The sequence below is a fragment of the Lysinibacillus sp. NPDC097868 genome (assembly GCF_044761135.1).
Classification (GTDB): Bacteria; Bacillota; Bacilli; order Bacillales_A; family Planococcaceae; genus Lysinibacillus.
Window position 1 is genome coordinate 1,866,415 of sequence record NZ_JBIWBS010000001.1, and the last position, 22,735, is coordinate 1,889,149.

The 22,735-nt window shown below is 36.0% G+C and carries 25 protein-coding genes; 8 read left to right on the top strand and 17 right to left on the bottom strand.

Translation table 11 applies throughout. From position 1 onward, the window contains the following. Positions 1-24 precede the first annotated feature (24 nt). Genes ACIQXJ_RS09215 through ACIQXJ_RS09230 form a run of 4 tightly spaced genes read right to left on the bottom strand, consistent with a single transcriptional unit; the run spans position 25 to position 2,645 of the window. On the bottom strand, positions 25-1,089 hold the full coding sequence (locus ACIQXJ_RS09215) for a dipeptide epimerase (protein WP_403052464.1): 1,065 nt from the start codon (positions 1,087-1,089) through the stop codon (positions 25-27). A 21-nt stretch (positions 1,090-1,110) separates the two neighbouring features. Beyond that, positions 1,111-1,905, bottom strand: coding sequence for a M55 family metallopeptidase (locus tag ACIQXJ_RS09220; protein WP_403052467.1), 795 nt, complete (start codon positions 1,903-1,905; stop codon positions 1,111-1,113). Then, positions 1,902-2,462, bottom strand: a complete 561-nt coding sequence (locus ACIQXJ_RS09225; protein ID WP_403052470.1) for a M15 family metallopeptidase — start codon at positions 2,460-2,462, stop codon at positions 1,902-1,904. The genes ACIQXJ_RS09220 and ACIQXJ_RS09225 overlap by 4 nt, the downstream gene beginning before the upstream one ends. 30 nt (positions 2,463-2,492) lie before the next feature. Then, complete coding sequence (locus tag ACIQXJ_RS09230; protein WP_403052473.1) at positions 2,493-2,645, bottom strand: hypothetical protein; 153 nt, start codon at positions 2,643-2,645, stop codon at positions 2,493-2,495. 345 nt (positions 2,646-2,990) lie between these two features. On the opposite strand from ACIQXJ_RS09230, the gene ACIQXJ_RS09235 reads away from it, so the two are divergent. Continuing rightward, entirely contained in the window at positions 2,991-3,395 is a 405-nt protein-coding gene (locus ACIQXJ_RS09235) for a hypothetical protein (RefSeq protein ID WP_403052476.1), read from the top strand. 40 nt (positions 3,396-3,435) lie between these two features. Here ACIQXJ_RS09235 and ACIQXJ_RS09240 read toward each other — a convergent pair whose 3' ends face one another. Next, a complete protein-coding gene (locus ACIQXJ_RS09240) occupies positions 3,436-4,494 on the bottom strand; it encodes a DmpA family aminopeptidase (protein ID WP_403052479.1) in 1,059 nt (352 codons plus the stop codon). 28 nt (positions 4,495-4,522) lie between these two features. Continuing rightward, the gene (locus tag ACIQXJ_RS09245) at positions 4,523-5,212 is read right to left on the bottom strand and encodes an aspartate/glutamate racemase family protein (protein ID WP_403054872.1); all 690 of its coding nucleotides are present in this window, start codon (positions 5,210-5,212) and stop codon (positions 4,523-4,525) included. Positions 5,213-5,612: 400 nt separating this feature from the next. Between ACIQXJ_RS09245 and ACIQXJ_RS09250 the strand changes: the two genes are divergently transcribed. Then, positions 5,613-7,010 (top strand): alanine/glycine:cation symporter family protein, encoded by a 1,398-nt coding sequence (locus ACIQXJ_RS09250; protein WP_403052483.1) that lies wholly within the window; start codon positions 5,613-5,615, stop codon positions 7,008-7,010. 97 nt (positions 7,011-7,107) lie between these two features. Here ACIQXJ_RS09250 and ACIQXJ_RS09255 read toward each other — a convergent pair whose 3' ends face one another. The 4 genes from ACIQXJ_RS09255 to ACIQXJ_RS09270 all read right to left on the bottom strand — a co-directional run bounded on the left by ACIQXJ_RS09255 (position 7,108) and on the right by ACIQXJ_RS09270 (position 10,053). Then, positions 7,108-7,638 (bottom strand): DUF1572 family protein, encoded by a 531-nt coding sequence (locus ACIQXJ_RS09255; protein WP_403052486.1) that lies wholly within the window; start codon positions 7,636-7,638, stop codon positions 7,108-7,110. A 153-nt stretch (positions 7,639-7,791) separates the two neighbouring features. Beyond that, positions 7,792-8,442: an amino acid ABC transporter permease gene (locus ACIQXJ_RS09260; RefSeq protein ID WP_172771184.1), complete on the bottom strand. Its 651-nt coding sequence runs from the start codon at positions 8,440-8,442 to the stop codon at positions 7,792-7,794. 62 nt (positions 8,443-8,504) lie between these two features. Next, positions 8,505-9,314, bottom strand: a complete 810-nt coding sequence (locus ACIQXJ_RS09265) for a transporter substrate-binding domain-containing protein (protein WP_403052489.1) — start codon at positions 9,312-9,314, stop codon at positions 8,505-8,507. Next, a complete protein-coding gene (locus tag ACIQXJ_RS09270; RefSeq protein ID WP_403054874.1) occupies positions 9,295-10,053 on the bottom strand; it encodes an amino acid ABC transporter ATP-binding protein in 759 nt (252 codons plus the stop codon). The genes ACIQXJ_RS09265 and ACIQXJ_RS09270 overlap by 20 nt, the downstream gene beginning before the upstream one ends. A gap of 399 nt (positions 10,054-10,452) precedes the next feature. Between ACIQXJ_RS09270 and ACIQXJ_RS09275 the strand changes: the two genes are divergently transcribed. Both ACIQXJ_RS09275 and ACIQXJ_RS09280 read left to right on the top strand, forming a co-directional pair. Beyond that, a complete protein-coding gene (locus ACIQXJ_RS09275) occupies positions 10,453-11,190 on the top strand; it encodes a response regulator transcription factor (RefSeq protein ID WP_403052492.1) in 738 nt (245 codons plus the stop codon). Further along, on the top strand, positions 11,183-12,943 hold the full coding sequence (locus ACIQXJ_RS09280) for a sensor histidine kinase (protein ID WP_403052495.1): 1,761 nt from the start codon (positions 11,183-11,185) through the stop codon (positions 12,941-12,943). Before ACIQXJ_RS09275 ends, ACIQXJ_RS09280 begins: the two co-directional genes overlap by 8 nt. Before the next feature lie 51 nt (positions 12,944-12,994). Here ACIQXJ_RS09280 and ACIQXJ_RS09285 read toward each other — a convergent pair whose 3' ends face one another. The 6 genes from ACIQXJ_RS09285 to ACIQXJ_RS09310 all read right to left on the bottom strand — a co-directional run bounded on the left by ACIQXJ_RS09285 (position 12,995) and on the right by ACIQXJ_RS09310 (position 16,763). Further along, positions 12,995-13,603 carry an SCO family protein gene (locus ACIQXJ_RS09285; RefSeq protein WP_403052498.1) on the bottom strand — a complete coding sequence of 203 codons (609 nt, stop codon included), beginning with the start codon at positions 13,601-13,603 and terminating at the stop codon, positions 12,995-12,997. A gap of 141 nt (positions 13,604-13,744) precedes the next feature. Next, positions 13,745-13,810, bottom strand: coding sequence for a YvrJ family protein (locus ACIQXJ_RS09290; RefSeq protein WP_403054876.1), 66 nt, complete (start codon positions 13,808-13,810; stop codon positions 13,745-13,747). 94 nt (positions 13,811-13,904) lie between these two features. Further along, positions 13,905-14,129: a DUF2922 domain-containing protein gene (locus ACIQXJ_RS09295; protein ID WP_401007677.1), complete on the bottom strand. Its 225-nt coding sequence runs from the start codon at positions 14,127-14,129 to the stop codon at positions 13,905-13,907. Between the two features lie 27 nt (positions 14,130-14,156). Further along, complete coding sequence (locus ACIQXJ_RS09300; protein ID WP_403052502.1) at positions 14,157-14,372, bottom strand: DUF1659 domain-containing protein; 216 nt, start codon at positions 14,370-14,372, stop codon at positions 14,157-14,159. A 212-nt stretch (positions 14,373-14,584) separates the two neighbouring features. Then, the gene (locus tag ACIQXJ_RS09305) at positions 14,585-15,013 is read right to left on the bottom strand and encodes an NUDIX hydrolase (protein WP_403052505.1); all 429 of its coding nucleotides are present in this window, start codon (positions 15,011-15,013) and stop codon (positions 14,585-14,587) included. Positions 15,014-15,323: 310 nt separating this feature from the next. After that, a complete protein-coding gene (locus ACIQXJ_RS09310; RefSeq protein ID WP_403052508.1) occupies positions 15,324-16,763 on the bottom strand; it encodes a sigma-54 interaction domain-containing protein in 1,440 nt (479 codons plus the stop codon). Positions 16,764-17,131: 368 nt separating this feature from the next. On the opposite strand from ACIQXJ_RS09310, the gene ACIQXJ_RS09315 reads away from it, so the two are divergent. From ACIQXJ_RS09315 to ACIQXJ_RS09325, 3 genes are read left to right on the top strand one after another with little or no spacing between them, the layout of a single operon-like run. Continuing rightward, positions 17,132-18,313 carry an aminotransferase A gene (locus ACIQXJ_RS09315; RefSeq protein WP_403052511.1) on the top strand — a complete coding sequence of 394 codons (1,182 nt, stop codon included), beginning with the start codon at positions 17,132-17,134 and terminating at the stop codon, positions 18,311-18,313. Position 18,314: 1 nt separating this feature from the next. Further along, positions 18,315-18,512: a DUF3311 domain-containing protein gene (locus ACIQXJ_RS09320; protein ID WP_403052514.1), complete on the top strand. Its 198-nt coding sequence runs from the start codon at positions 18,315-18,317 to the stop codon at positions 18,510-18,512. Then, on the top strand, positions 18,509-19,987 hold the full coding sequence (locus ACIQXJ_RS09325) for a sodium:solute symporter family protein (protein WP_403052517.1): 1,479 nt from the start codon (positions 18,509-18,511) through the stop codon (positions 19,985-19,987). The genes ACIQXJ_RS09320 and ACIQXJ_RS09325 overlap by 4 nt, the downstream gene beginning before the upstream one ends. 231 nt (positions 19,988-20,218) lie before the next feature. Here ACIQXJ_RS09325 and ACIQXJ_RS09330 read toward each other — a convergent pair whose 3' ends face one another. Then, the gene (locus tag ACIQXJ_RS09330) at positions 20,219-20,917 is read right to left on the bottom strand and encodes a Type 1 glutamine amidotransferase-like domain-containing protein (protein WP_403052520.1); all 699 of its coding nucleotides are present in this window, start codon (positions 20,915-20,917) and stop codon (positions 20,219-20,221) included. Positions 20,918-21,340: 423 nt separating this feature from the next. Between ACIQXJ_RS09330 and ACIQXJ_RS09335 the strand changes: the two genes are divergently transcribed. Then, on the top strand, positions 21,341-22,603 hold the full coding sequence (locus ACIQXJ_RS09335) for an MFS transporter (RefSeq protein ID WP_403052523.1): 1,263 nt from the start codon (positions 21,341-21,343) through the stop codon (positions 22,601-22,603). Positions 22,604-22,735 lie beyond the last annotated feature (132 nt).

Here is a 22,735-nt window from a genome sequence, read left to right on the forward strand (position 1 = left end):
AAGCATCCCCCTTAGCTTTTTTTATCATGAAAACCCTATTCCAATTGCATCCGTCATCGTTATTCGATCATTGTTAAAAATGGGACCTCCTGCAATAGGATCATTCATACATAAACTCGGTCCGTCTAAATCTACCATTGTGATATTTTTCTGTGAGGCGGCGAAATGCGCTGCCGCACTGACACTTATTTTCGTTTCAAGCATGCAACCAATCATACAAGGAATGCCATTGGCTTCTGCTATGTTGCATATCTTTTGCGCCTGAAAAATGCCACCTGTTTTCATAAGCTTAATATTAATTAAATCGGCAGCACGTCGTTCGATAATCGTGAAAGCATCTTTTGCTGAAAATACACTTTCATCAGCCAAAATATTAGTTAATGTATTGGCTGTCACATATTGCATGCCGACAAGGTCATCATAGTGAACAGGTTGCTCGACTAATTCAATATTGGCGTCCGCATCTTCAAGTGCACTTATAATTCGCACTGCTTGCTTCGGCGTCCATCCTTGATTGGCATCAACTCGTAATGTTATCGCATGGCCTACAGCATCCCGTATTGCCACCACCCGCTTAGCATCTGACGCTGGATCCTTTCCAACCTTAATCTTTAGTATTTGAAAGCCACGCTCTACTGCAGCAAGGCTATCTTTTATCATTTCTTCAGTATGATTCACACTGATTGTAATATCCGTTACTAATTCCTTTCGATAGCCCCCTAATAATTTATACAACGGGGTTTTGTAGTACTGTGCATGTAAATCATAAAGCGCCATATCAACCGCTGCCTTAGCACTCGTATTTTGATAAATACTTTTATCTAAACGCTCCATAATGGATGCGATTTCTTCTATATCCATCCCTAAAATTGCTGGTTTAATATGGTGTTCGATAGCATGGCTGATAGAACCAAGTGTCTCACCTGTAATGACTGCAGTTGGTGCTGCTTCACCTATGCCAATTTGGCCATCCTCTGTATGGACATAAACAGCAATATTTTGAATGCTATGAACCGTACGCAATGCCGTTTTAAATGGCACAATGAGCGGAGCTTCAACCTTCCTTACAACTATATTTTTAATTTTCATCTATTCACCTACAGTCTATTCTTATGTTAAAAACTGTAATATTCGAAGTACCTCAAAATAATCATCTGTTACATATTCGACTGTGTTATGCGGCTTAAATGTTGCGTTCGGATAAAATGAGTTTCGGTAGGCACGTGTATGGTCACGGTAAATAATTTCCACTACAAATCGGTCGGGCAATGTCACTTGTAAGTCATTACGTGATATTTTCATTGATGCTTCTACAAGTCGTTTTGTTTCGGCGATTGCCAATTGGGGACTGACACTTATTGTTGCATTGCCTACCCCCTCTTTAGTGGCAAAAGTTACGATGTTGCGATTGAATGATTGAATCTCTTCCGTAAGCCCAACATCTCCACTGACAAAAGATACTGGAACGCCATGTAGGGAAGCAGCGTACGTATTAATGAGAAATTCACTTGCATATTCGCCGTTTATTTTAATATCTGCAAATACACAAAGCGTGTGTGCTAATGGATTGCGCTCGCTTCCTCCTTTACTGTGATACCCGATGAAAATCGCACGATCAAAGCTACTATCAAGTCCTGCTACCATACACATCGGGTCATATGTCCAACCACGAATGACTTTACAATTGATGGGCAAGTTTGCAATATCAAGATTTCGAGCTGAGTCATGGGCATCCTTCAATAAAATTTCCGTTGCACCACCAACTAGCGCACCTTCAATTGCTGCCTCAACTTCCTTCGTCATCTGTTTCTGAAAAAAATGATAATCTGGTCCATTCAGTTCTGTCTCGCTCCACGAGGTTGTTCCTGTAATTCCTTCAATATCTGCACTTATATAAACTTTCATAAATATCGATACTCCTTTATTAAATAATTTTCAATCTTTGCTTCAATAGCACCATAATTGGCTTCTTTAGCATTTACCCTTCTCGCCCACGCAATATTGCGAAAGTCATAATGCCACCATTCCTCAGCATAATTCGTAAATCCTACCGCCGTCATACAGTTATACAGAAGACGACGATGAACACACGCTTCCTTATTTTCATCAGAATGTAGTTCAAAATAGCGGGTTGCTGATTTTTCACTAATTTCATCAAATGCTGTACCAAGATCTAACGCATTGCCTTTATCATCTCCTAGAGTTAAATCAATCGCCCCACCTGTTACATGCGGAACAAAATGCTCTTGGCCTTCGCTTGGAAAAGCCACATACTTTAACGTCTCTTTAAAAACTGCTTCTTTTGTAAAATTTGGATGTTGATGTTGAATTTCTTCAGAAAAATGCGAAAATAAAAATTGTTGCACCTGGAATGGACGGTATCCGTCATATAAAATAAAGCTATAATTTTCAGGCAATAGCAATAAAGCTTGCTGTAATCGCTCAAAAGCTTCTTTACGCAAATAAATGGATTGTAAACTGTTAGCAATTTGTTATAGGTAATAAACAGGTTGAGTAAAAATTCTAGATTGTTGTTTGTCAATTTTAATCAAAGGCTCGAGGCTTTTTTGAATGATAGGAGTTGGTTGTTGATTCTTCGGAGTATAATTCACTTCAATCGGCTGATAAATCTTTTCTTGCATCATACCCACCTCTTTGTAGGAAACAAGTAAAATTATTAGATAATTCAGTATTTTCATTGAATATTAACATACCACATAATTGTTGACTAGATAAAAAAAGGATAATGTCAAAATATTAGCTATTCTCTACTGATTACACAAATTATGCTATAAATAGTGAAAAAATTAATACAACAGGAGAAATTTTAGCTATTTTATAAGTATTTAGCGAATTTTTATATTGAAGGTTGTATAATCCAGCCGAAATAAATCAAATAATGGCATCGTGGTCATTTTGCCTAAAATTGTAGTTTTAAAAGGAGTTTACAATGGATATAAAAGTGATCGCAGAGGTCTATCGATTAGGGATTGCAAAAGGACGTTATTGATTGGGCAGAGGATATTATCGAAAAACTTGAACATCCACCAGTTGAATTAATTGATATTTCATTATCATCAAAAGCAAAATCGATTGATATCTGTTCATTAATACAGTCCTTTTATGGAAGCCCTTACAACGATTCCCCTTTACAAATCCTGATTGGCATGTTCAGTTGTGAATATACATACTCAAAGAATCAAGGTGATGTGGCGTCAATGCTGTTCAGACTTATTGACTTTATACAGTTAGAGGAACGTGCTGAATGGATAATAAATGAATTACTGCATTTATCAGATGCTTACTATTTAGCAAAGCAAAAAATATACAGTGATTTACAAGCAGGAGAAAACGACATAAAGAAATTTTTACTGTTTTTTTTAGTTGAAAAATAAAGAAGCTATTGAAACACTTTAGTGCTCAATAGCTTTTCGTTTAATTTTTAAATTTATAAGCTTCTACTACATGACCGTTTCGGCCAGTAGTTGTTTGCGCCTGTGAAAGTGAATTTAAAATGGCTTCCTCTGTTGCTTCCGCTGCGGCTGTAAATAACTGATTCATAATCGGGTGATCTTCGCGTAGCTGCTGTCGTGTCTCCAAATATTGATCCTTACTATGTGAAATAAGCCTTGCTGTCGTAAAGCCAATCACTATATCGCCACTTCCATGAGAATAATGACTGCCTGTTCGTCCAAGTCCGATTCCACAGCGTTTAATAACCCGAGTTAGTTGGCGGCTACTAAGGGGTGCATCCGTCGCCAACACCATGATAATCGAGCCATCTGTTGGTGATATTACAGTGTTACTTTGAGCATTTGGCACGTTGTAGTGTTCAGTTAAAAACTCTGAGCTATGGCCAAAATTACTTAGCACCATACAACCAACTGTGTAGTTGATTTCTTCTTCATTTTCTATTGTCACAATGCGCGATGATGATCCTATTCCCCCCTTATAGCCGAAACAAATCATCCCTTTTCCCGCCCCAACAGCGCCTTCTTCTGCTACATCTTCAGATGCGTTATAAATCGCTTCTAATGCGTGCCCTGGTGTGATTGGACATGTCCGAATAGAATTTAAATAACTATCATTACATTCCCCAACAACAAGATTAATTGTCCCTGTGCTTTCGCCAATTTCTTTATTCGTCTCTAACATATATTGCAAAGTTCCTTGTGTTACAGCAGGCACACCAAAAGTATTTGTCAGCATAATTGGCGATTCAATCACACCTAGCTCATTTACTTGAACAAGTCCTGTTGTCTTGCCAAAACCATTTAACACATAACTTGCACCTGTAACTTTTTGTTGAAATAAATTTCCACCATGCGGTAAAATGGCCGTTACCCCTGTACAAGCGTATGCCCCTTCTTCATTTAACCTTTCATCAAGAGTGACATGCCCTACTTTCACACCTTGTACATCGGTAATACAATTTTTTTTACCTACTGGTAACGTGCCAATAGCAATTCCCATTTCCCGCACTTTTTTTGTCATTTTATCGCTCCTTATCAATGGCCTTTCTCTATTTTAGTGCCTTATCTACAGCGGCTAGCGCATGAATAATGGTCGTGTCGAAAACAGGGACTGGAACATCTTCTTGCTGAATTAATAATCCAATCTCAGTACAGCCTAGAATAATTCCTTGCGCGCCAGATTTCACAAGGCTTTCAATAACCTGTAAATAGGCTTCTTTTGAAGTCCGTTCAATTTTACCTAAACATAACTCTTCATAAATAATTCGATTGATGACTGTTCGTTCTTCATCGTTTGGCACTATTACGTTAATGCCAAACTGTTCGATTCTAGTTTTATAAAAATCCTGTTCCATCGTATATTTTGTACCTAACAATGCAATAGTTTGTAAACGAGCTTGTTGAATTTGAACGGCAGTTGCATCGGCAATATGTAAGATCGGAATTGTAATATTCGTCTCAATAACATTCATTACCTTATGCATTGTGTTTGTACAAATGACAATAAAATCGGCACCTGCTTTTTCTAATGATAATGCCGCTTCCGCTAATATTTCCCCCGCATTTTGCCATTGTCCGTTCGCTTGATAATGCTCAATTTCTTGAAAATCGACACTATATAAAATACATTTTGCTGAATGTAAGCCACCCAATTGCTGCTGTACCTTTTCATTAAGAAGACGGTAATACATAGCCGAAGACTCCCAACTCATACCACCAATTAATCCAATTGTCTTCAAATCATCCACTCCTTTTCTATAAAAACCTCTTTTCGTCATTAACCTCTCCCGTGATTTCATCGTAAATTTTTATTAAAATAGAAGGGAAAAGAATACTTCCTTTGTCAATAACAGCGCTTTCCTTAGTAGTTTATACTATAAACAATCATTCCATTTTTTCTATTTATAGGTATAAAACAAAAACCAAGATCAATACTAAATTAAAAAGAATTAGCCACAACCACTGTAGTCAACACCAGCCTATTTTTTACTACTATTTTACCACCATATAAGTATTTACAAAATAACAATGCATTTCAAAAACAAAATATCATTTTATTATTATGAATTTTTAAAAATTTGATGTTTCATAAAAAGTAAGTGTAAAATAAAAACTTATTGAAAAAAGGAGGAAGACAATATGCAATGGATTACAAATATTGTAGATGACACGAATAATATTTTATGGACGTACCTCTTAATTATATTATTATTAGCAGCTGGATTATATTTTTCAATTGGCTCTAAGTTTGTACAAATACGTCTTTTCCCTGAAATGTTTCGTTTAATAGCTGAGAAAAGAGATGGTGAATCTGGTGTTTCTCCGTTTCAAGCTTTTACGATTAGCGCAGCGTCGCGTGTAGGTACTGGTAATATAACTGGGGTTGCACTTGCCATCGGTGTTGGTGGTCCTGGCGCAGTATTTTGGATGTGGATTATTGCCATCCTCGGTATGGCTACAGCTTTTATTGAAAGTACACTCGCTCAAGTTTATAAAGTAAAAGACGGCGATACTTTTCGTGGTGGTCCTGCCTATTATATAGAAAAGGCCTTAGGACAACGTAAGTTAGGAATCGTTTTTAGTATTCTTTTAACGTTGAGCTTTGGCTTTATTTTTAACGCTGTACAGTCAAATACAATTGCTACTTCTGTAGGTGAAGCATTTAATATTAAACCAGTTGTTATTGGCATTCTATTAGTGGTACTAACGGCGATGATTATTTTCGGTGGTGTACATAGAATTGTTAAATTTACACAAGTAATTGTACCTGTAATGGCCGTATTTTATTTACTCGTTGCACTTTATGTCGTTGTAACAAATTTTGGAGAAATTCCAGCAGTGTTCAAGCTCATATTCTCTCAAGCATTTGGACTTCAGGAAGCGGCTGGCGGGGCGATTGGAATTGCCATTATGCAAGGTGTTCGTAGAGGATTATTCTCCAATGAAGCAGGTATGGGTAGTGTGCCAAACGCAGCAGCAACAGCCAATACTTCACACCCTGCTAAACAAGGACTTGTGCAAAGTTTAGGCGTATTTTTTGATACAATTATGATTTGTTCAGCAACTGCTTTTATTATTATTTTGGCAGGCTTATACAAAACAGGGGAAAGTGATGGTATTATCCTTACGCAAAACTCATTAGCTGTACATGTTGGCGATTGGGCACCTTATTTTATCGCGATTAGTATTATTTTCTTCGCATTCAGCTCCGTTATTGGTAATTATTATTACGGCGAATCAAATATTGAGTTTATCAATGCGCATAAAGGCTGGATGACTGTATATCGCATTTTAGTACTTGCCATGGTAATGTTCGGATCAGTAGCTCAAGTGCAACTTGTTTGGAACTTAGCTGATTTATTTATGGGGCTAATGGCGCTAATCAATATTACGGTTATTATGATTCTCGGTAAAATAGCATTCCGAGTTTTAGATGATTTCACACAGCAACGTAAAAAAGGAAAAAACCCTGTCTTTTACGCAAAATCTATCCCAGGATTGAAAAATACAGATTGCTGGGAAGATGATCGATCATAAAATAAACGCCATCCCTCAAGCTTAACTTGGTGGATGGCTTTTTTTGTGCCATTTTATGTGCCTGGCACCCAAACAATTTTGAAGTTTGCCAGTTATGCTACCCCTTTTTTATCATAGCGTCTGTGAACGCCTGCGATTGCCCTCTTGGAATACTCAATGTATTCCAAGCGTCACCTTTTATTTGCTTACCTACGTAGACAATTTGCCCGACATGCGAAGCATAATGCGCCATCTGTCTTTCAGTAGCATCTATCACTGTATGTTGCTGTCCTCTTATTGTGACGTTCGCCAACAAATCTTCTTTAGTTAAACTATGTAAAGCCTTAAAAAATACTTGCCAGCCCCTTTCCCAAATTGCTATTAACTCTTCTTTAGTATCAATGCTATCAATAAATTCATCATCACGATTCCTTGTCGTTTTCTCGCCATCCGTTAATAAAAAGTCAGTCCATCTTGAAACCATGTTTCCACTAACATGTTTGACAATGACCGCAATACTATTTGACTCCTCGTTGGAAGCCCAGTGCAATTGCTCAATGTCTAATTGTGCAATTGTTTTATCGCCATCCGCTTTGACAGATTTAAATCTCTCTAGTACAACGTTTAAATACGTTTCACCTATGCTCATACAAAACTACCTCCCCTTATTTGAAGCCGGAACATTCATATTATAACAAGTGCCAGTCACTCAAACAATTTTGAATTTTGCTAATCTTTTTAGTGTCAGGCACCTCAACTCAAAAAAAACTGTAGCAAACGCACTCGTTGCTACAGTTTCCCTTTAATGACGCGTCTGTAAATTCAAACGCTTTTCCATTCTATTGAAAATAAATGTAAATGCTAATACTAGTATTAAATAAAAGGCACCTGTGACCATATATGTTTCTAATGGACGATAGTTTGCACCGGCAATGGCTAATGTAGTACTCCATAAATCTGACATACCAATATAAGCAACAAGCGCAGATTCCTTCAATAATATAATGAATTGATTGCCAAGGGGCGGAATCGCTCTACGCATAGCTTGAGGTAAAATTACTCGGCGCATCCCCAATGTCTGAGACATCCCTAACGAACGAGCCGCCTCCATTTGACCACGATCGATTGACTGAATTGCACCTCGGAAAATTTCAGAAATATACGCTCCGTTATGGACAGCTAATGCTAATACACCTGCCCAAAAAGAAGGGAGCGTTAGGAACGAAGAAATACCAAAATATAAAATAAAAATTTGAACAATCATCGGTGTACCACGGATAATGGCTAAATATACTGCAGCAAAATATTTCAGTACTTTTATTTTTGACATATTAAAAAAAGCGATAATTAACCCGACGATACTACCTAATACTAATGAACAAACCGTTACTGAAAGAGTTACCCATAGTGCATCAAAAAGCATTTTATAATTCGATTGAAAAATTTCTAACATCTATTCACCCACTCTGTTGTCATCATTGTTGTAAGGTAACGGAGGAATGTTTCCTCCGTTGCTCATTTACTAACTCTTTCATCCATTAAGTTAAAACCAAACCATTTTTCACTGATCTCTGCATATGTTCCATCCGCAATTAGTTGTGCTAATGCTATATTTAACTTTTCTTTTAATTCCACATTTTTTTTATTAACTGCAATTGCTTGTTCATTTACTGCTAATAAATCACCAACAGCTTTAACTGGTATTTTCGCTTCGTCGATAGCAAGCTGCGCAAAAATATTATCTGCTACAACAGCATCTAACCGACCTGTCTTAATATCCATCAATGCTGCAACATCCCCTTGCGGATAAGTAATAACATTTTCCTTAGCTGTTAATTTTAACGCATCAGTTTCATAATTTGTGGCAGGTACAGCACCAATTACTTTGCCCTGTGCATCTGCTCCTGATTTAATAGTCGTATTATTTTCAGCTACAAATAGTTGTGAGCCTGAACGATAGTAAGTATCTGTAAAGCTAACAACCTTTAAGCGTTCCTCAGTGACTGTCATACTCCCTAAAATCGCATCAAATTTATCGTCTAAAAGACCTTGAATAATAGATTCAAACGGGAAAGTCATTGGAACAGGCTTCATGCCCATTTTTTCAGCCAACGCTTCTCCGAGTTCTACGTCAAATCCTACTAACTCGCCATTTTCCTTATAGTTAAATGGCTTATAAATTCCACTCATTGCATAAACAAATTCCTCTTGTTCAGTGCCTGACGATGCTGCTTTTTTTGGTTCTTCATTTGAACTACAGCCTACTAAAAGACCTACCCCTAATGTTAAAGTTGCTAATAATGCCTTAAGCTTGAACCGTTTCATGTTTACTACCCCCTATGTGTAAAATTCTGTTTAAAAATTGCTTCGTTCGTTCATTTTTTGGATTATCGAAGAATGTGTCTGGATGGCCTTCTTCTAAAATTTGTCCACCTTCCAAAAAGACAATATGATTCCCTACTTCACGTGCAAAGCCCATTTCATGCGTCACAATAACCATCGTCATACCATCATTAGCAAGCTGTTTCATGACTTGTAGTACCTCCCCAACTAACTCTGGATCTAATGCAGAGGTTGGTTCATCAAATAACATCACTTTTGGCTCCATCGCTAATGCACGAGCAATGGCTACTCGTTGCTTTTGACCGCCTGATAAACTATCAGGGTACATTGCCGCTTTATCACGTAACCCTACTTCTTCAAGTAAATCATATGCATAAGCAGTTGCTTTTTCTTTTGACTGCTTTTTCACAAAGATTGGTGCTTCGATTATGTTTTCAAGTACTGTCCGATGAGGGAAAAGATTAAAATGCTGGAACACCATACCTACCTCGGCTCGAATTTTATTTAAATCCGTTTTAGTAGCATGTATGGCCTGCCCTTCAATACGTATTTGTCCTTCATCATATAACTCTAAAAAGTTTAAACAACGTAACAATGTGCTTTTTCCTGAACCACTCGCTCCAATTAATACAACAACATCCCCTTGCTGTACTTGTAAATCTACCCCCTTTAAAACTTGTAAGGGGCCAAAGGATTTTTTTAAATTGTTTACTTCAATCATTGCTGTCATCCTTCCTGCAACCACTTCGATCTCATTTGTAATCTCACTGTTTTTAATTGGTGTTACTAGACTTTTTGTCTACCATTATATATTGATATTTTTCTTCTAAATTAAAGACTCCCCCTCGTTCATAATCCCCTTGCATATTTATTAAATATATCAATTATCTGAAATTACTAAATTGCTAAATAATTAATATACTTTTAATTAAACAGTAATAATATTGTTGAAAAAAGGGCTGTTATTAGACAAAATAGTATCTTTTTTTAATATGTTAGTCCCTTACACTTACTTAAAGTATCAATTTTCAACATTTGGGATTCATAAACTTTATAAATAGAGTATGATAAAAAGTAATTATTTTAATATTTCTAATTATTTAAAAGGTGATGATTTGCGATGTATAAACTATTAATTGCTGACGATGAGTTTGAAATTCGTAATGGCTTAAGCAGTTATTTTCCATGGGAAGAAATTGGTTTTGAAATAGTGGGTGCTGTTGAAAATGGTATAGAGGCTTTAGCTTTTATTAATAACCATCATGTCGACGTGTTACTCACAGATATAAGAATGTCAGAGCTAACAGGAATCGAAATTGCTAAACAGCTCGATGAACAAAAATCACCAATCCATATCGTGTTTTTAAGTGGTTATAAAGATTTTGATTATGCACAGCAAGCTATCCAATATGGTGTAAAAAACTACATAACCAAACCAACAAAATACAGTGAACTGGTCACAGTTTTTACAAAGATTAAAGCACAGCTCGACGAAAAATATGTAACCTTTAAAACGGACTTTAATCATGATAAGGTCATTGAAACGATATTAAATTATGTTAACGAGCATTATCAACATGCTTCCCTAGAAGGAGCGTCACAGCTTGTTCATTTAAATCCTGTCTACATCAGTAAATATTTCAAGGAAAAAACGGGTCGCAACTTTTCTGATTTTGTCGTAGAAGTAAAAATGGAAAAGGCAGCGATTTTTCTAAAAAATCCTGACTATAAAATTTATGAAATTAGTGAATTAACGGGTTATAGCAATGCTAAAAATTTCACCCGGACATTCCGTAAATATTATGGTAAAACACCTCGTGAATATCGAAACGAGGAGTGTGGCCTTCACATTGACTAACCATTACATACGCACCTATTTTTTAAAAAACTTAATTAGCTTATTAATACCAATGCTTATTCCACTCATTGTATTAGGGGCATTATCCATTTTTTTAATTCAACAATATGTATTACAGGATATTATTGATCGCAATACAGATCTTTTAACGCAAACAAAGGAAAATATCGAGCTTATTTTTTATGAGCTCGATTCGTTAAATAGCTATATTATTTCTAGTACAAATCAATTTGACAACCTACAGCAGCTTATGGATAAGCCAACACTTACTCACCAAGACTATAAGGACCTTGTCACATTAAAAAATTTTATTGATGCACCAAAAGAAGCAAGAGAATATATTCACTCGATATACATCTATGTAAAAAACGATTCTGGAAAGTATTTATCGACGACAACAACGGGTTTAGTCGAATTAAGAAATACACTCGATTTTAATTGGTATCATAGCTTTGTGACCCATCTCGGCTATGAGGAAACTTGGGCAGAATCACGGACCATTAAACGAATGACGAATAACCAAATGGATACACCTTTAAATATTATTACAATGTATCGGACCATTCCTAAAAATAATGGCGTGCTTGTGTTAAATATTAAAGCAGACTATTTACAGCAACAACTCGCGTCACTGTCAACGACAGTTGGACGAAATTTAGTAATCGTGGACAATAAAAATAATATTATTTTTAACGAGCAAAACTATGAGCTAGGTAACCGAATTATACAAAGGCTGACATCTAATCCTAATGCTTTTTTTGATATGACGATTGATGGCAAGCCATACGTTATTTCTAAAATGGAGTCATCAAAATATGACTGGACATTTTTATCTATCAATCCTAAAACGAGTCTTTACCAAGTACCAAAGAAACTATTGAAGCTTGTGTTATTTCTTTCAGCGATTTGCATTATAGGCAGTGTCATCTATGCCTACTGGGTAACAAGAAAAGCAACTGTTCATATGCGAAAGATATTAGCTATTTTCCAATCTGCTGAACAAGGCGGTGCATTACCTGACATTTCAATCCCTGTTAATGATGTTTATAGTCTAATTACACATAAAGTTTTATTGAATTTTACGGAACAAAATACTTTGAAAAGAAAGCTAGCTGAGAAAAAATACAAGGAGCAAACGTTAGAGCTAGCCGCCCTACAATCCCAATTGAACCCCCATTTCTTATTTAACACACTGGAAACATTGAACTGGCGCGCGATATCGTTAACAGGGAAACCAAATGAATTAAATGACATGATTGATAATTTAGCGACAATTCTCCGCTACTCACTAGATGATGAATCAAGTATGGTACCAATAATGGAGGAAATTAAATACACGAAGCACTATATTGATATTTTGAAAGCGCGTCATCAAAATCAATTCCACGTTCTATGGGAATATGATGATGATATTATGCCATTCAAAGTGAAGAAGTTGACGATTCAACCATTAATTGAAAATGCCATCGAGCATGGAAAACCACAAAAGCAGCTTTGTCATATTAAAATTAAAATGACCGTTCAAGCCGATTTGATGACCTTAGTCGTTATCGATAATGGAAAAGGCATGGACCGAAGTCAGCTACAAATAGTACGTGAGCGTCTTCAGCAAAATGAGCAATACAGCCATATTGGGTTAAGTAATACACACAAGCGACTCCTTGTCGCCTTTGGTGATCATGGAGGGCTTACTATCTTAAGCAAAAAAGGTTGGGGAACGGTCGTTAAGATGAAGATTCCGTTGAAAATATAAGCGATTACGCAAGAAAGCTAGTGCTATATCCATTTAGCACTAGCTTTCTTTTTATAAGTTTTCGTCTATATATGTTTCTAAATCGCCAACGATCGTATCGATCGGTACATCTGCTGCGTCCTTCGCATAGCCGTCATATTGTTTTACAAGGATACCATCTTTATCGACTAAGAAAAATTGGATACCGTGAATAACTTGATCGGAATTCGGGTCATCTTTTACTAGTAATTTAGTGGATTTCACTGCAAATTGCTCAATATATGACTGAGAATACCCCGTAAGGAGATTCCATTTTGATTCATCAGGCACTGTGTATCTCGCTAAATAGTCAGCTAGCACTTCAGGTGTATCCACTTCAGGATCTACTGAAAAAGCGACAAGGTTGTAATCTTCTATTCCTTTTTTCATGAGCTTTTCTTGTATTTGCGTCATGTTAAACGTCATTGGTGGACAAACCGAATTACAATTCGTGAAAATATACATGCCTAACCAAGGTTTGCCTTTTAAACTTTCAAGTGAAACGTTTTCTCCACGTTGATTGACATGGTCAAAATCTTGTATTTCATAACTATAATCAGCTTTAAACTTCACATTCCCACATGCACTAAGTACTGTAACTAACGCTAATAGTAACACAAACCCTATTACCTTATTTTTCATCTACACACACTCCCTACCAACATTACCCTCATCTTATCGAATGGTGTAAGCGTTGACAACTACCTGTAGTGACAGCTTTCTTACATCTTTGTGAAATCATCTTTCCTTAATCGAAACAAGCACTTCATGGATCGCATCAAGTTATACTTCAACGCGATGTAATAAATAAAACGACATGAGGATAGGAAAGCCAATATTGGATACCATGTTCAGCCACTGTTCCACACCGCCCCCTCCTTTCGAATTTTGCTTACGTCTTAAAAATGGTCTTTGCACCTTAGTGCAAAGACCATTTCACTCATTAATGCATACCTAGTTCAAATTCTGAAACTTGGCGATCAATTATGCGTGCGCCTTTCACGCCAACAAAAGCACCAGCTTGTCCACCAAATACACTGTTCGTAATAATCGTTTGCATTACTTGTTGAATTTCAGCAGGTGTAACATTTGGTTTCGGTGCATCAATCGCAATCGTCGCCGTCTTTCCCGTCTCTGTTTCAAATTGTAACTCTAACACTTTTGCCACTATAATCCCCCCTTGTTTTGACTGAATTTACGATAATTCTGTTGTTTCTTGCTTCATAATACTGTCGAGTGGCTGTGATGAAAGACTCGCAATCGCTTTAGCTACCGCTACTAACGCCGCTGTTGTATGCGTACCATTTAAATTACGGTATGTTTTGATTGCGAACTTCGGCTCATTTTTTTCATTGTGTCCTGCTAAATACTTTAAGCGAAGCGTTGCACCTAAAAAATTCGTTTTTGGCATCGGTAACACCCCCTTTCTGCACACTATATACGACTATTTGTTGTGCGAAGGGACACTAATTTCAAATTTTATTTTGAAAGCAGCAGTTTACCACTACAAAATTAACTAGCGTGAAAAATACACCTATAAAAAAGCCGTCCGACTAACCGAACGACTTAAAAATATTTTATGTGTTTATTTAGAGTAAGAAGGTTCCTAACTCATGTAGTCATTCAAAGCAAATCGAATAATCCGTCGGGAACTAAAGTTAATTTATTATGTGTAAAATCACTAATTGCCTTCCATAGCAATTTGAACGTTGCGCCATTATCTTCTTTTCCAAGAAAAGAAGGGTTTGCATAAAAGAACTTGTCTACAAATTCAGCATTATATACAAATACTACTTCATGTCCAAGGTCACCGTTATATGTAAATATGTTTTCAATTGTTCCTATATAGTTTAAATTATGTATATTTGCCTCTATTTCTTCAAGTACTTCTCTCTGTATTGCTTGCGCACTTGTCTCACCGAATTCAATTTTCCCACCAATCGGCCGATAGTAATATTCCTCTTTAACTTCATCAAAACCTTCAGCGACAAGTATATAATCGTCTTTTTTAAATAGACAAATAGCTTTTGCAATAATTTGCATTTCCCTCATTCTATTCCTCCAAACGCCAATCATCCGTAAATACTTCTTATTAATACCAATTAGGTACTGCTGATTACGAAGTGGTCTTATTTATTTTCTCAGATATGATATGGCAAATCATAATCGTAACTGTAAATATAAATGTATGCATCAATGCTTCAAAAAAAGGATATTTACGGTTAAATAGTTGAACAACTAGCATTAAAATAAAAGCTAAACTATAAAAACTATAAAAAAATGTTCTTTTCAAATAAATTTTCCACTTCCTTTATCCTTCATTTTTAACGATAGAGATTTTCTGACTCCCCCTCTTTAAACGTTATTCCGTACTAGTTAAATTTTTCGTTTCTGTAATGTTTAAATTATATTTTTTGAACCGTCTTGCAATATAGGCTTGGGTGACGCCTAGTTTAGCAGCTGTTTTTCTTGTACTTTGAAGTTGATTATACGTTTTTTCAATGATCTCTTTTTCAATATGATTAAGGTATTCTGTTAATGATTGACCTTCAGGCAAGGTATCCAGCATATTAGCTGTCTCTTCATGACGAAAGTCACTCGGAAGGTCCTGTTCATTGATTACTTTATTGGGAGCTGTAATGACCAATCGTTCTAATAGATTTTCTAATTCTCTAATATTTCCTGGCCAATCATAGTTATATAAAATATTAGTTAGTTTACCAGATAAGTTACGATCTTTTTGATATTTATTATTATATTTTTTTAAGAAAAAGTCTAAAAGAGGAACAATATCTTCCCTGCGTTCCCTCAAAGGAGGGATCGTTAGTGGCAAGATATTTAAGCGGTAATATAAATCCGCCCGAAATTGTCCAGCTTTTGTCATTTCTAGTAAATTAGCATTTGAGCCAGCAATGACTCGAACGTCTGCTTGATGGACTTGTGTATCGCCAATCGGTGTATACGTTTTATTTTGAAGGAACAAAAGTAATTTAGACTGTATTTGCAATGGGAGTTCACTAATTTCGTCAAGAAATAATATGCCATTTTCCGCTGCAGCGATTAGCCCTATTTTTCCGTTATTATTGGCTCCTGTAAATGCACCTTTTTTATAGCCGAAAAGCTCAGATTCAATTAAAGACTCAGGAATAGCTCCACAATTTAAGTGGACAAAAGGTTTGTCACTGCGATTACTTAATTGGTGCATTTTTTGGGCAAAAGCGCTCTTCCCTACACCTGTTTCCCCTGTAATTAAAACGGTTGTATCCACATCAGCCACTTTTTCAAGCCACTCAAGAGCTGTGTAAAAAGCTTTACTTTTTCCAACAAATGTTTCTAGCTCTTGCTCTTTATTTTGATGCCTAATCATTTCCCTAATTTGGTTTTTATAACGTTGTAAAAGATCCTCTGCCTTTTCCAACTCCATATTCATATTAAATGCTTCACTTAGCGTGCGAGCATGGGTAACAATAAATTCAATTTCACCATTTTCGTCAGTAATATAATCCCCAGATACTAGTAATTTCTGGTTGTTCTTTATAACTTGCACTGTATTGACAAACTGCTTATTTTTCAATACAAGACGAGCAATTGAAGGTGAAAATAACCCCCTTTTTTCCATGTCAAATACACTTTGATTGATTAAGTCAACTTCATCAACATCAAACAGTCCCCGCTTTGCAGCATCATTTACCCAAATGACAGTTCCATTTTTATCAAGTACCCAAATACCATCTTTAATAGTGTTCATAATATCTAAAAAAAATTGATTCTTTTCATCTTGAAAAAGAGCTAATTTATCCATTTGAATCACCAAATTCTATATTATTTCATTCAATTCTACCAAAGTTTAATAAATAATCTATAAAAATGAGCCGTTCTATTATTTGTTAATTAATAAAATAATGCCAATATACAGGTCAATATTAAAGAAAAACAGTATTTTCGATTCGAAAACGACTCATTTTTAAACCCTGATGTAACAAACGATAGCATTTAATATTGGAGCGTTATACAAAACTGAGTCGAAAACGATTCAACGAGTCAATTTTGAACCATTATTTCAATGAGGTATTTATTGAAAACCTTGATTTATCAATGTTTTCAAATTGGCATGCTTTTTGCATATTACTAAACTGTCCCCAAATAAATAGATAGGAGAAGGAGAGCAACGTGAAATATTTACTTAATAAAACGATCAAAGACATTAAAATTTCTGCAATACGTGAAATTGGAAACAAGGTGGCAAATGACCCGTCAATTATTAATCTTACAATTGGACAACCAGATTTTGTAACACCACATTCTATTTTAGAAGCAGGAAAACAAGCTATTGATGCACATAAAACTGGTTATACACATAACGCAGGTGTACTTGAACTTAGACAGGCTGCTGCTAACTTTGTCAAAAGACGCTACCAACTCCATTATAATCCAGAAGATGAGATTTTAATTACTATGGGCGCAAGCGAAGCGTTAGATATTGCATTCCGTACGATTTTAGAGCCAGGTGATGAAGTCATTTTACCAGCACCTATTTACCCTGGTTATGAACCACTTATTCGTTTGTGCTACGCAACACCTGTATTTGTGGATACACGTAGAAATAATTGTAAAATTTCTGCAAAATTAATCGAAGAAAACTTAACAGAAAAAACAAAATGTGTCGTTTTACCATATCCATCAAACCCTACAGGTACAATGTTAGAGGCTCATGAATTAGAAGAAATAGCAGACCTATTAAGAGGTAAAGATATTTTTATCATTTCAGATGAAATATACAGTGAACTAACATATAGATTGAAACATATGTCAATCGCTTCATTTCCAGCAATGAAAGAGCAATGCATCGTCATCAATGGTTTATCAAAATCCCATGCGATGACAGGTTGGAGAATCGGTTACACATTAGCCCCTGCTTATATAACAGAAGAAATGTTTAAAGTTCATGCATTCAACTGTGTATGTGCAAATTCAGTTAGTCAATACGCTGCCATTAACGCATTAGATCAGGATTTACCAGAAGTCGAAGAAATGCGCCAACAATATGAAAAACGACGTAACTATATTTTCCAACGTATTACGGACATTGGCTTAGAGGCAATTGAACCAGATGGTGCGTTTTATTTATTTGTTTCTATTGAAAAAACAGGCTTAAGTTCAAATGAATTTGTCCATCAGCTTGTGGAAAAAGAGAAAGTGGCAGTCATACCAGGCTATGGATTTTCTGAATATGGCGAAGGGTATATCCGCATTTCGTATGCATGTTCAATGCATGATTTAGAAGAAGGTATGAAGCGTATACAACAGTTTGTACATCCCCTATTAAAAAAAGCATTTGAGGAGGTTGATTAATTTGAAGCCATTATATTATTTAGCGTTTATTCCAGTTCTAGGTTTTCTTGTTGGTGTACCTTTAACGAATCGGGTTGACCCTTATGTATTAGGGCTCCCTTTTTCAATGTTTTGGATTGTTCTTTGTGTCGTTCTAACTTCTTTCACTACTTGGATTATGTATAAGTTCGACCAGCATGATGAGGAGGGTGTAGAATGAATATTTCTATTACAATTATGATTTCCTTTGTCATTGTCTGTATGTATTGGGCAATTAAAGCTGGTAGAGGTAAAAATGAGAATATGGAAGAATGGGCGTTAGGTGGACGAGGCATGGGTGCTATCGTTACTTTCTTCTTATTAGCAGGAGAATTTTTTACCGCATTCTCACTTACTGGATTAGTGGGACTAGCTTATAATAGTGGCATTGCAACGCTTTATATTATGACTTATATTTCAATTGGTTGCGTACTAGGCTATTTCCTATTACCAAAAATCAGACGTTACAGTAAAGAACATAATTTAATCTCCCAAGGTGGTTTTTTTGAAAAGAAATATACGAGTCCATTTTTAGGAAAACTCATTACGATTGTTGGTGTAGTTGCAATTATCCCTATGATTGTCATGGCATTAAAAGGGTTGGGGCTGATTGTGTCTGTTGCATCCTACGGGGTAATATCTTCTACAACAGCTATATGGGCTGGAAGCATTATCGTCGTCATCTATACATTAATTTCAGGACTCCACGGTTCTTCTCGCGTTGCTTTGATAAAGGACATTTTAACATTTGGCGTACTTTTATTTTTAGGTTTGTACTTACCATTCCATTATCATGATGGTGTTGAATCCATGATAAAAAATATTTCTGAAGTGAAGCCTCAAGTATTGTTCTTTCCAGATGCGGGACTAAGTCTAGTATGGTTTATCTCTACCATCATATTAATGGGGTTAGGAGTATATATTTGGCCTCATACGTTTCTATCAGCATATGCAGCAAAAAGTGACAAGGCACTTCGGAAAAATACGATTTTGATGCCACTGTATTCATTAATGCAGCTATTTTCATGCTTTATCGGATTAGCTGCGATATTAACAATCCCAAACTTATCTGGCGCGGAAAGTGATTTGGCCTTAATTCAATTAGTATTTCAAACATTTGATCCATGGTTTGTGGGATTAATCGGAGCCGCTGGATTACTGGCATCGTTAGTACCATGTTCCGTTATGCTTATTACAATTGGTTCAATGATAACCTCTAATATTTATGTTCAATTGAAACCAAATACTTCCACTCGTAAGCAAATGAACATTGCACGATCTTTCGCAATTATTGCTGCGATTATTAGTCTATACTTATCATTAAACTCAAGTGGAGCACTCGTATTGCTACAATTAATAAGCTATAACTTTATCATACAGCTTTTCCCTGCTCTATTTTTTAGTTTATTGAAGAAAAACTTCGTGACAAAACAAGGTGCAATTGCTGGTATTATCGTTGGTATTTCAATCGCTTTATTTTCAGCAGGGACGGGCACAACGATGGCAACTTTATTCCCTAATTTACCTTCATTTATTTTGGACATTAACAATGGTTTATATATGTTAATCATCAATGCAATCGTAACAATAGTTGTCAGTCTTCTCCCTCAAAAATCAACATTAGAAAGTAACAGTTTGGAACGAGGGATTATCTGATATAAAGTGCCAGGCACTCAAACAATTTCTCCACTTAGATTCCTGCTCAATACGTAGAAAACGTAAGCCGCAACTAACCGTGCATTAGGAGGGTTGCGGCTTACATTTGTACTTGGTGCCAGGCACTCAAACAATTTTCTATTGATTTTAGTGGAACAATTAACAGCAAGTATATGTTAAATAACCACTTTTAAAATCCTGCAATTATTTTCACTAAAGTTCCTAGTTAGCTTAAATAGGACCTAAATAATTTGTTTCAAGTTTAATCTCAGTAATTTCCGTATCGTTATAAACTTTATACGCCTTAGCGTTTGGTCTTGAGCTCACAATATGACTGATTTCTTGGTCAATGAAATGAATAGCAACACCGTCATCTGCTGCAATACCAGGTTTAATGCTATTAGTAGCAATTAGCTTTTGGTAAGAAGGTCTTCTTTCAGATTCTCCGTCGTAGTGAGGACAATTACTACCTTTTAGGAACCCTAAACACTTTAATGGTTCAAGTCCATCTCCATAAGAATCTGTCACCCCTTCCTCAAACCAACAAAGGGAACCAGCACTAATACCAGCTAGTACTATTCCTTGCTCCCAAGCTTTCCTCAGAATGGTATCCAATCCCCACTCTTTCCATAAAACTAATAAATTTTTTGTATTACCACCACCAACATAAATAATGTCTTTCTCCAGTAAGAAACTTTCTAAATCTCTTGTAGGTGGATTAAATAGTGATAAATGTGATGGTTGACAGTCCTGTTTTTCAAAGAAATGATAAAATCGAGAAATATAATTTTCTGAATCTCCACTTGCTGTTGCAATAAAACAAATTTTCGGATTTGCTTTCTTAGATTGATGAAGAATATATTTATCCAACAAAGGATTTTCAGGCTCCATCGAAAATCCACCACCACCTAGTGCAATGATTTGCTTCATTATTCTACATCCTTTCAACTTGAAATTTTTGTTAAAGGTCTGAAATGCTTTTTATATGAATAAAATGCGTCGTGATCTCGAATCTAAACTGCTTGTAATACCTCAAATGTTTATGTCAATTATATCCCCAAAAGCACATCTATGTAAAAGTCTACCTTTTTTAAGTAGTATAGATTCTTATTCTTCTCTCGTATTGACTTGCCTATAAATTTAAATACAACTATTTGATTGGATTAAAAATTGAGATGAGAAAAATAAGATGTTCTTGTTATTTGGCAAACCTCTTCAACAGTGATAGAAACTTTACCAGATGTAATATTTCTACAATTGTATAATCATGTTAAGCTTGGTAAATGGGTTAATAAAGTTCTAACTTATTTAATTAAGTTAATCAAATAGCTAGAAAGATGGTGTTACATATAATTGGCTAGTGCGAATAATTCAATCGGGCGTTATGTAAATTCTCCCGAAAAACTAAAAAAAATGTATAAAAGAGTTTTAATTGTAGTGAGCTTATCACAAATTTTTGGTGGAGCAGGTCTTGCAGCCGGTATTACTGTAGGGGCACTGTTAGCGCAACAGATGCTTGGGACGGACGCATTTGCTGGATTACCCTCTGCTCTATTCACATTAGGTTCTGCGATATCGGCTTTTATAGTTGGAAAGCTTTCTCAACGCTACGGACGTCGCATTGGTCTAACTACAGGTTTTATTACTGGTGGGCTTGGAGCGATTGGCGTTGTTATTGCAGCTGTACTCAACAGTGTTTTCTTATTGTTCGCTTCTCTACTTATATACGGTGCCGGAACAGCCACAAATTTACAGGCTCGATATGCAGGGACAGACTTAGCAAATAAAAAACAACGAGCAAAAGCTATTAGTACTACGATGGTTATGACAACATTCGGTGCAGTAGCAGGACCAAATTTAGTTAATGTGATGGGGAAATTTGCACTTTCTATCGGTATTCCTTCATTAGCTGGCCCATTTATCTTATCTGCAGTAGCATTTATAATGGCCGGATTGGTTCTTTTCATCATGCTTCGTCCTGATCCTTTATTGCTAGCAAAGTCAATAGAAGCCCATTCACAACAAGACGCTGAAGCAGTTATCAATCATTCTAGTCCTTTAATGAATAAAAATGGTATTCTTGTAGGCGCAGTTGTCATGGTCCTTACGCAAATCGTTATGGTGGCTATTATGACAATGACGCCAATTCATATGCAACATCATGGACATAGTTTAGGTGCTGTAGGGATTGTAATTGGTTTTCATGTTGGGTCAATGTATCTCCCATCTCTTGTAACTGGAATTCTTGTAGATAAGGTTGGTAGAACAGCTATGAGTATTGCTGCAGGTGTTACTTTACTGTTTGCAGGTTTAGTCGCTGCATATGCACCAAGTGATTCAATGTTTATGCTCATATTGGCCCTTTCTTTATTAGGGTTAGGATGGAATTTTGGCTTAATCAGTGGAACTGCCCAAATTGTTGATTCTACAGAACCATCAACACGAGCTAAAATTCAAGGAACAATTGACGTTTTTATTGCGTTAGCTGGTGCTACAGGAGGAGCGCTTTCGGGGGTCATTGTAGCTAATTCAAGTTACGCAGTATTATCTTTAACTGGTGGACTTTTATCATTATTACTAATTCCTGTTATAATATGGTATCGTAAAGCGAAATAATAATTCAATTATTTTAAGTAATCGACCAGGTTCTCAAGTAAAATGTGGCCTGGCTTTTTCTGATCTTACTTCAGCCACAATGAGGATTACAAATGAAAATATTGCTAATCGCCAAGTCTTTTTAGCGTTTAG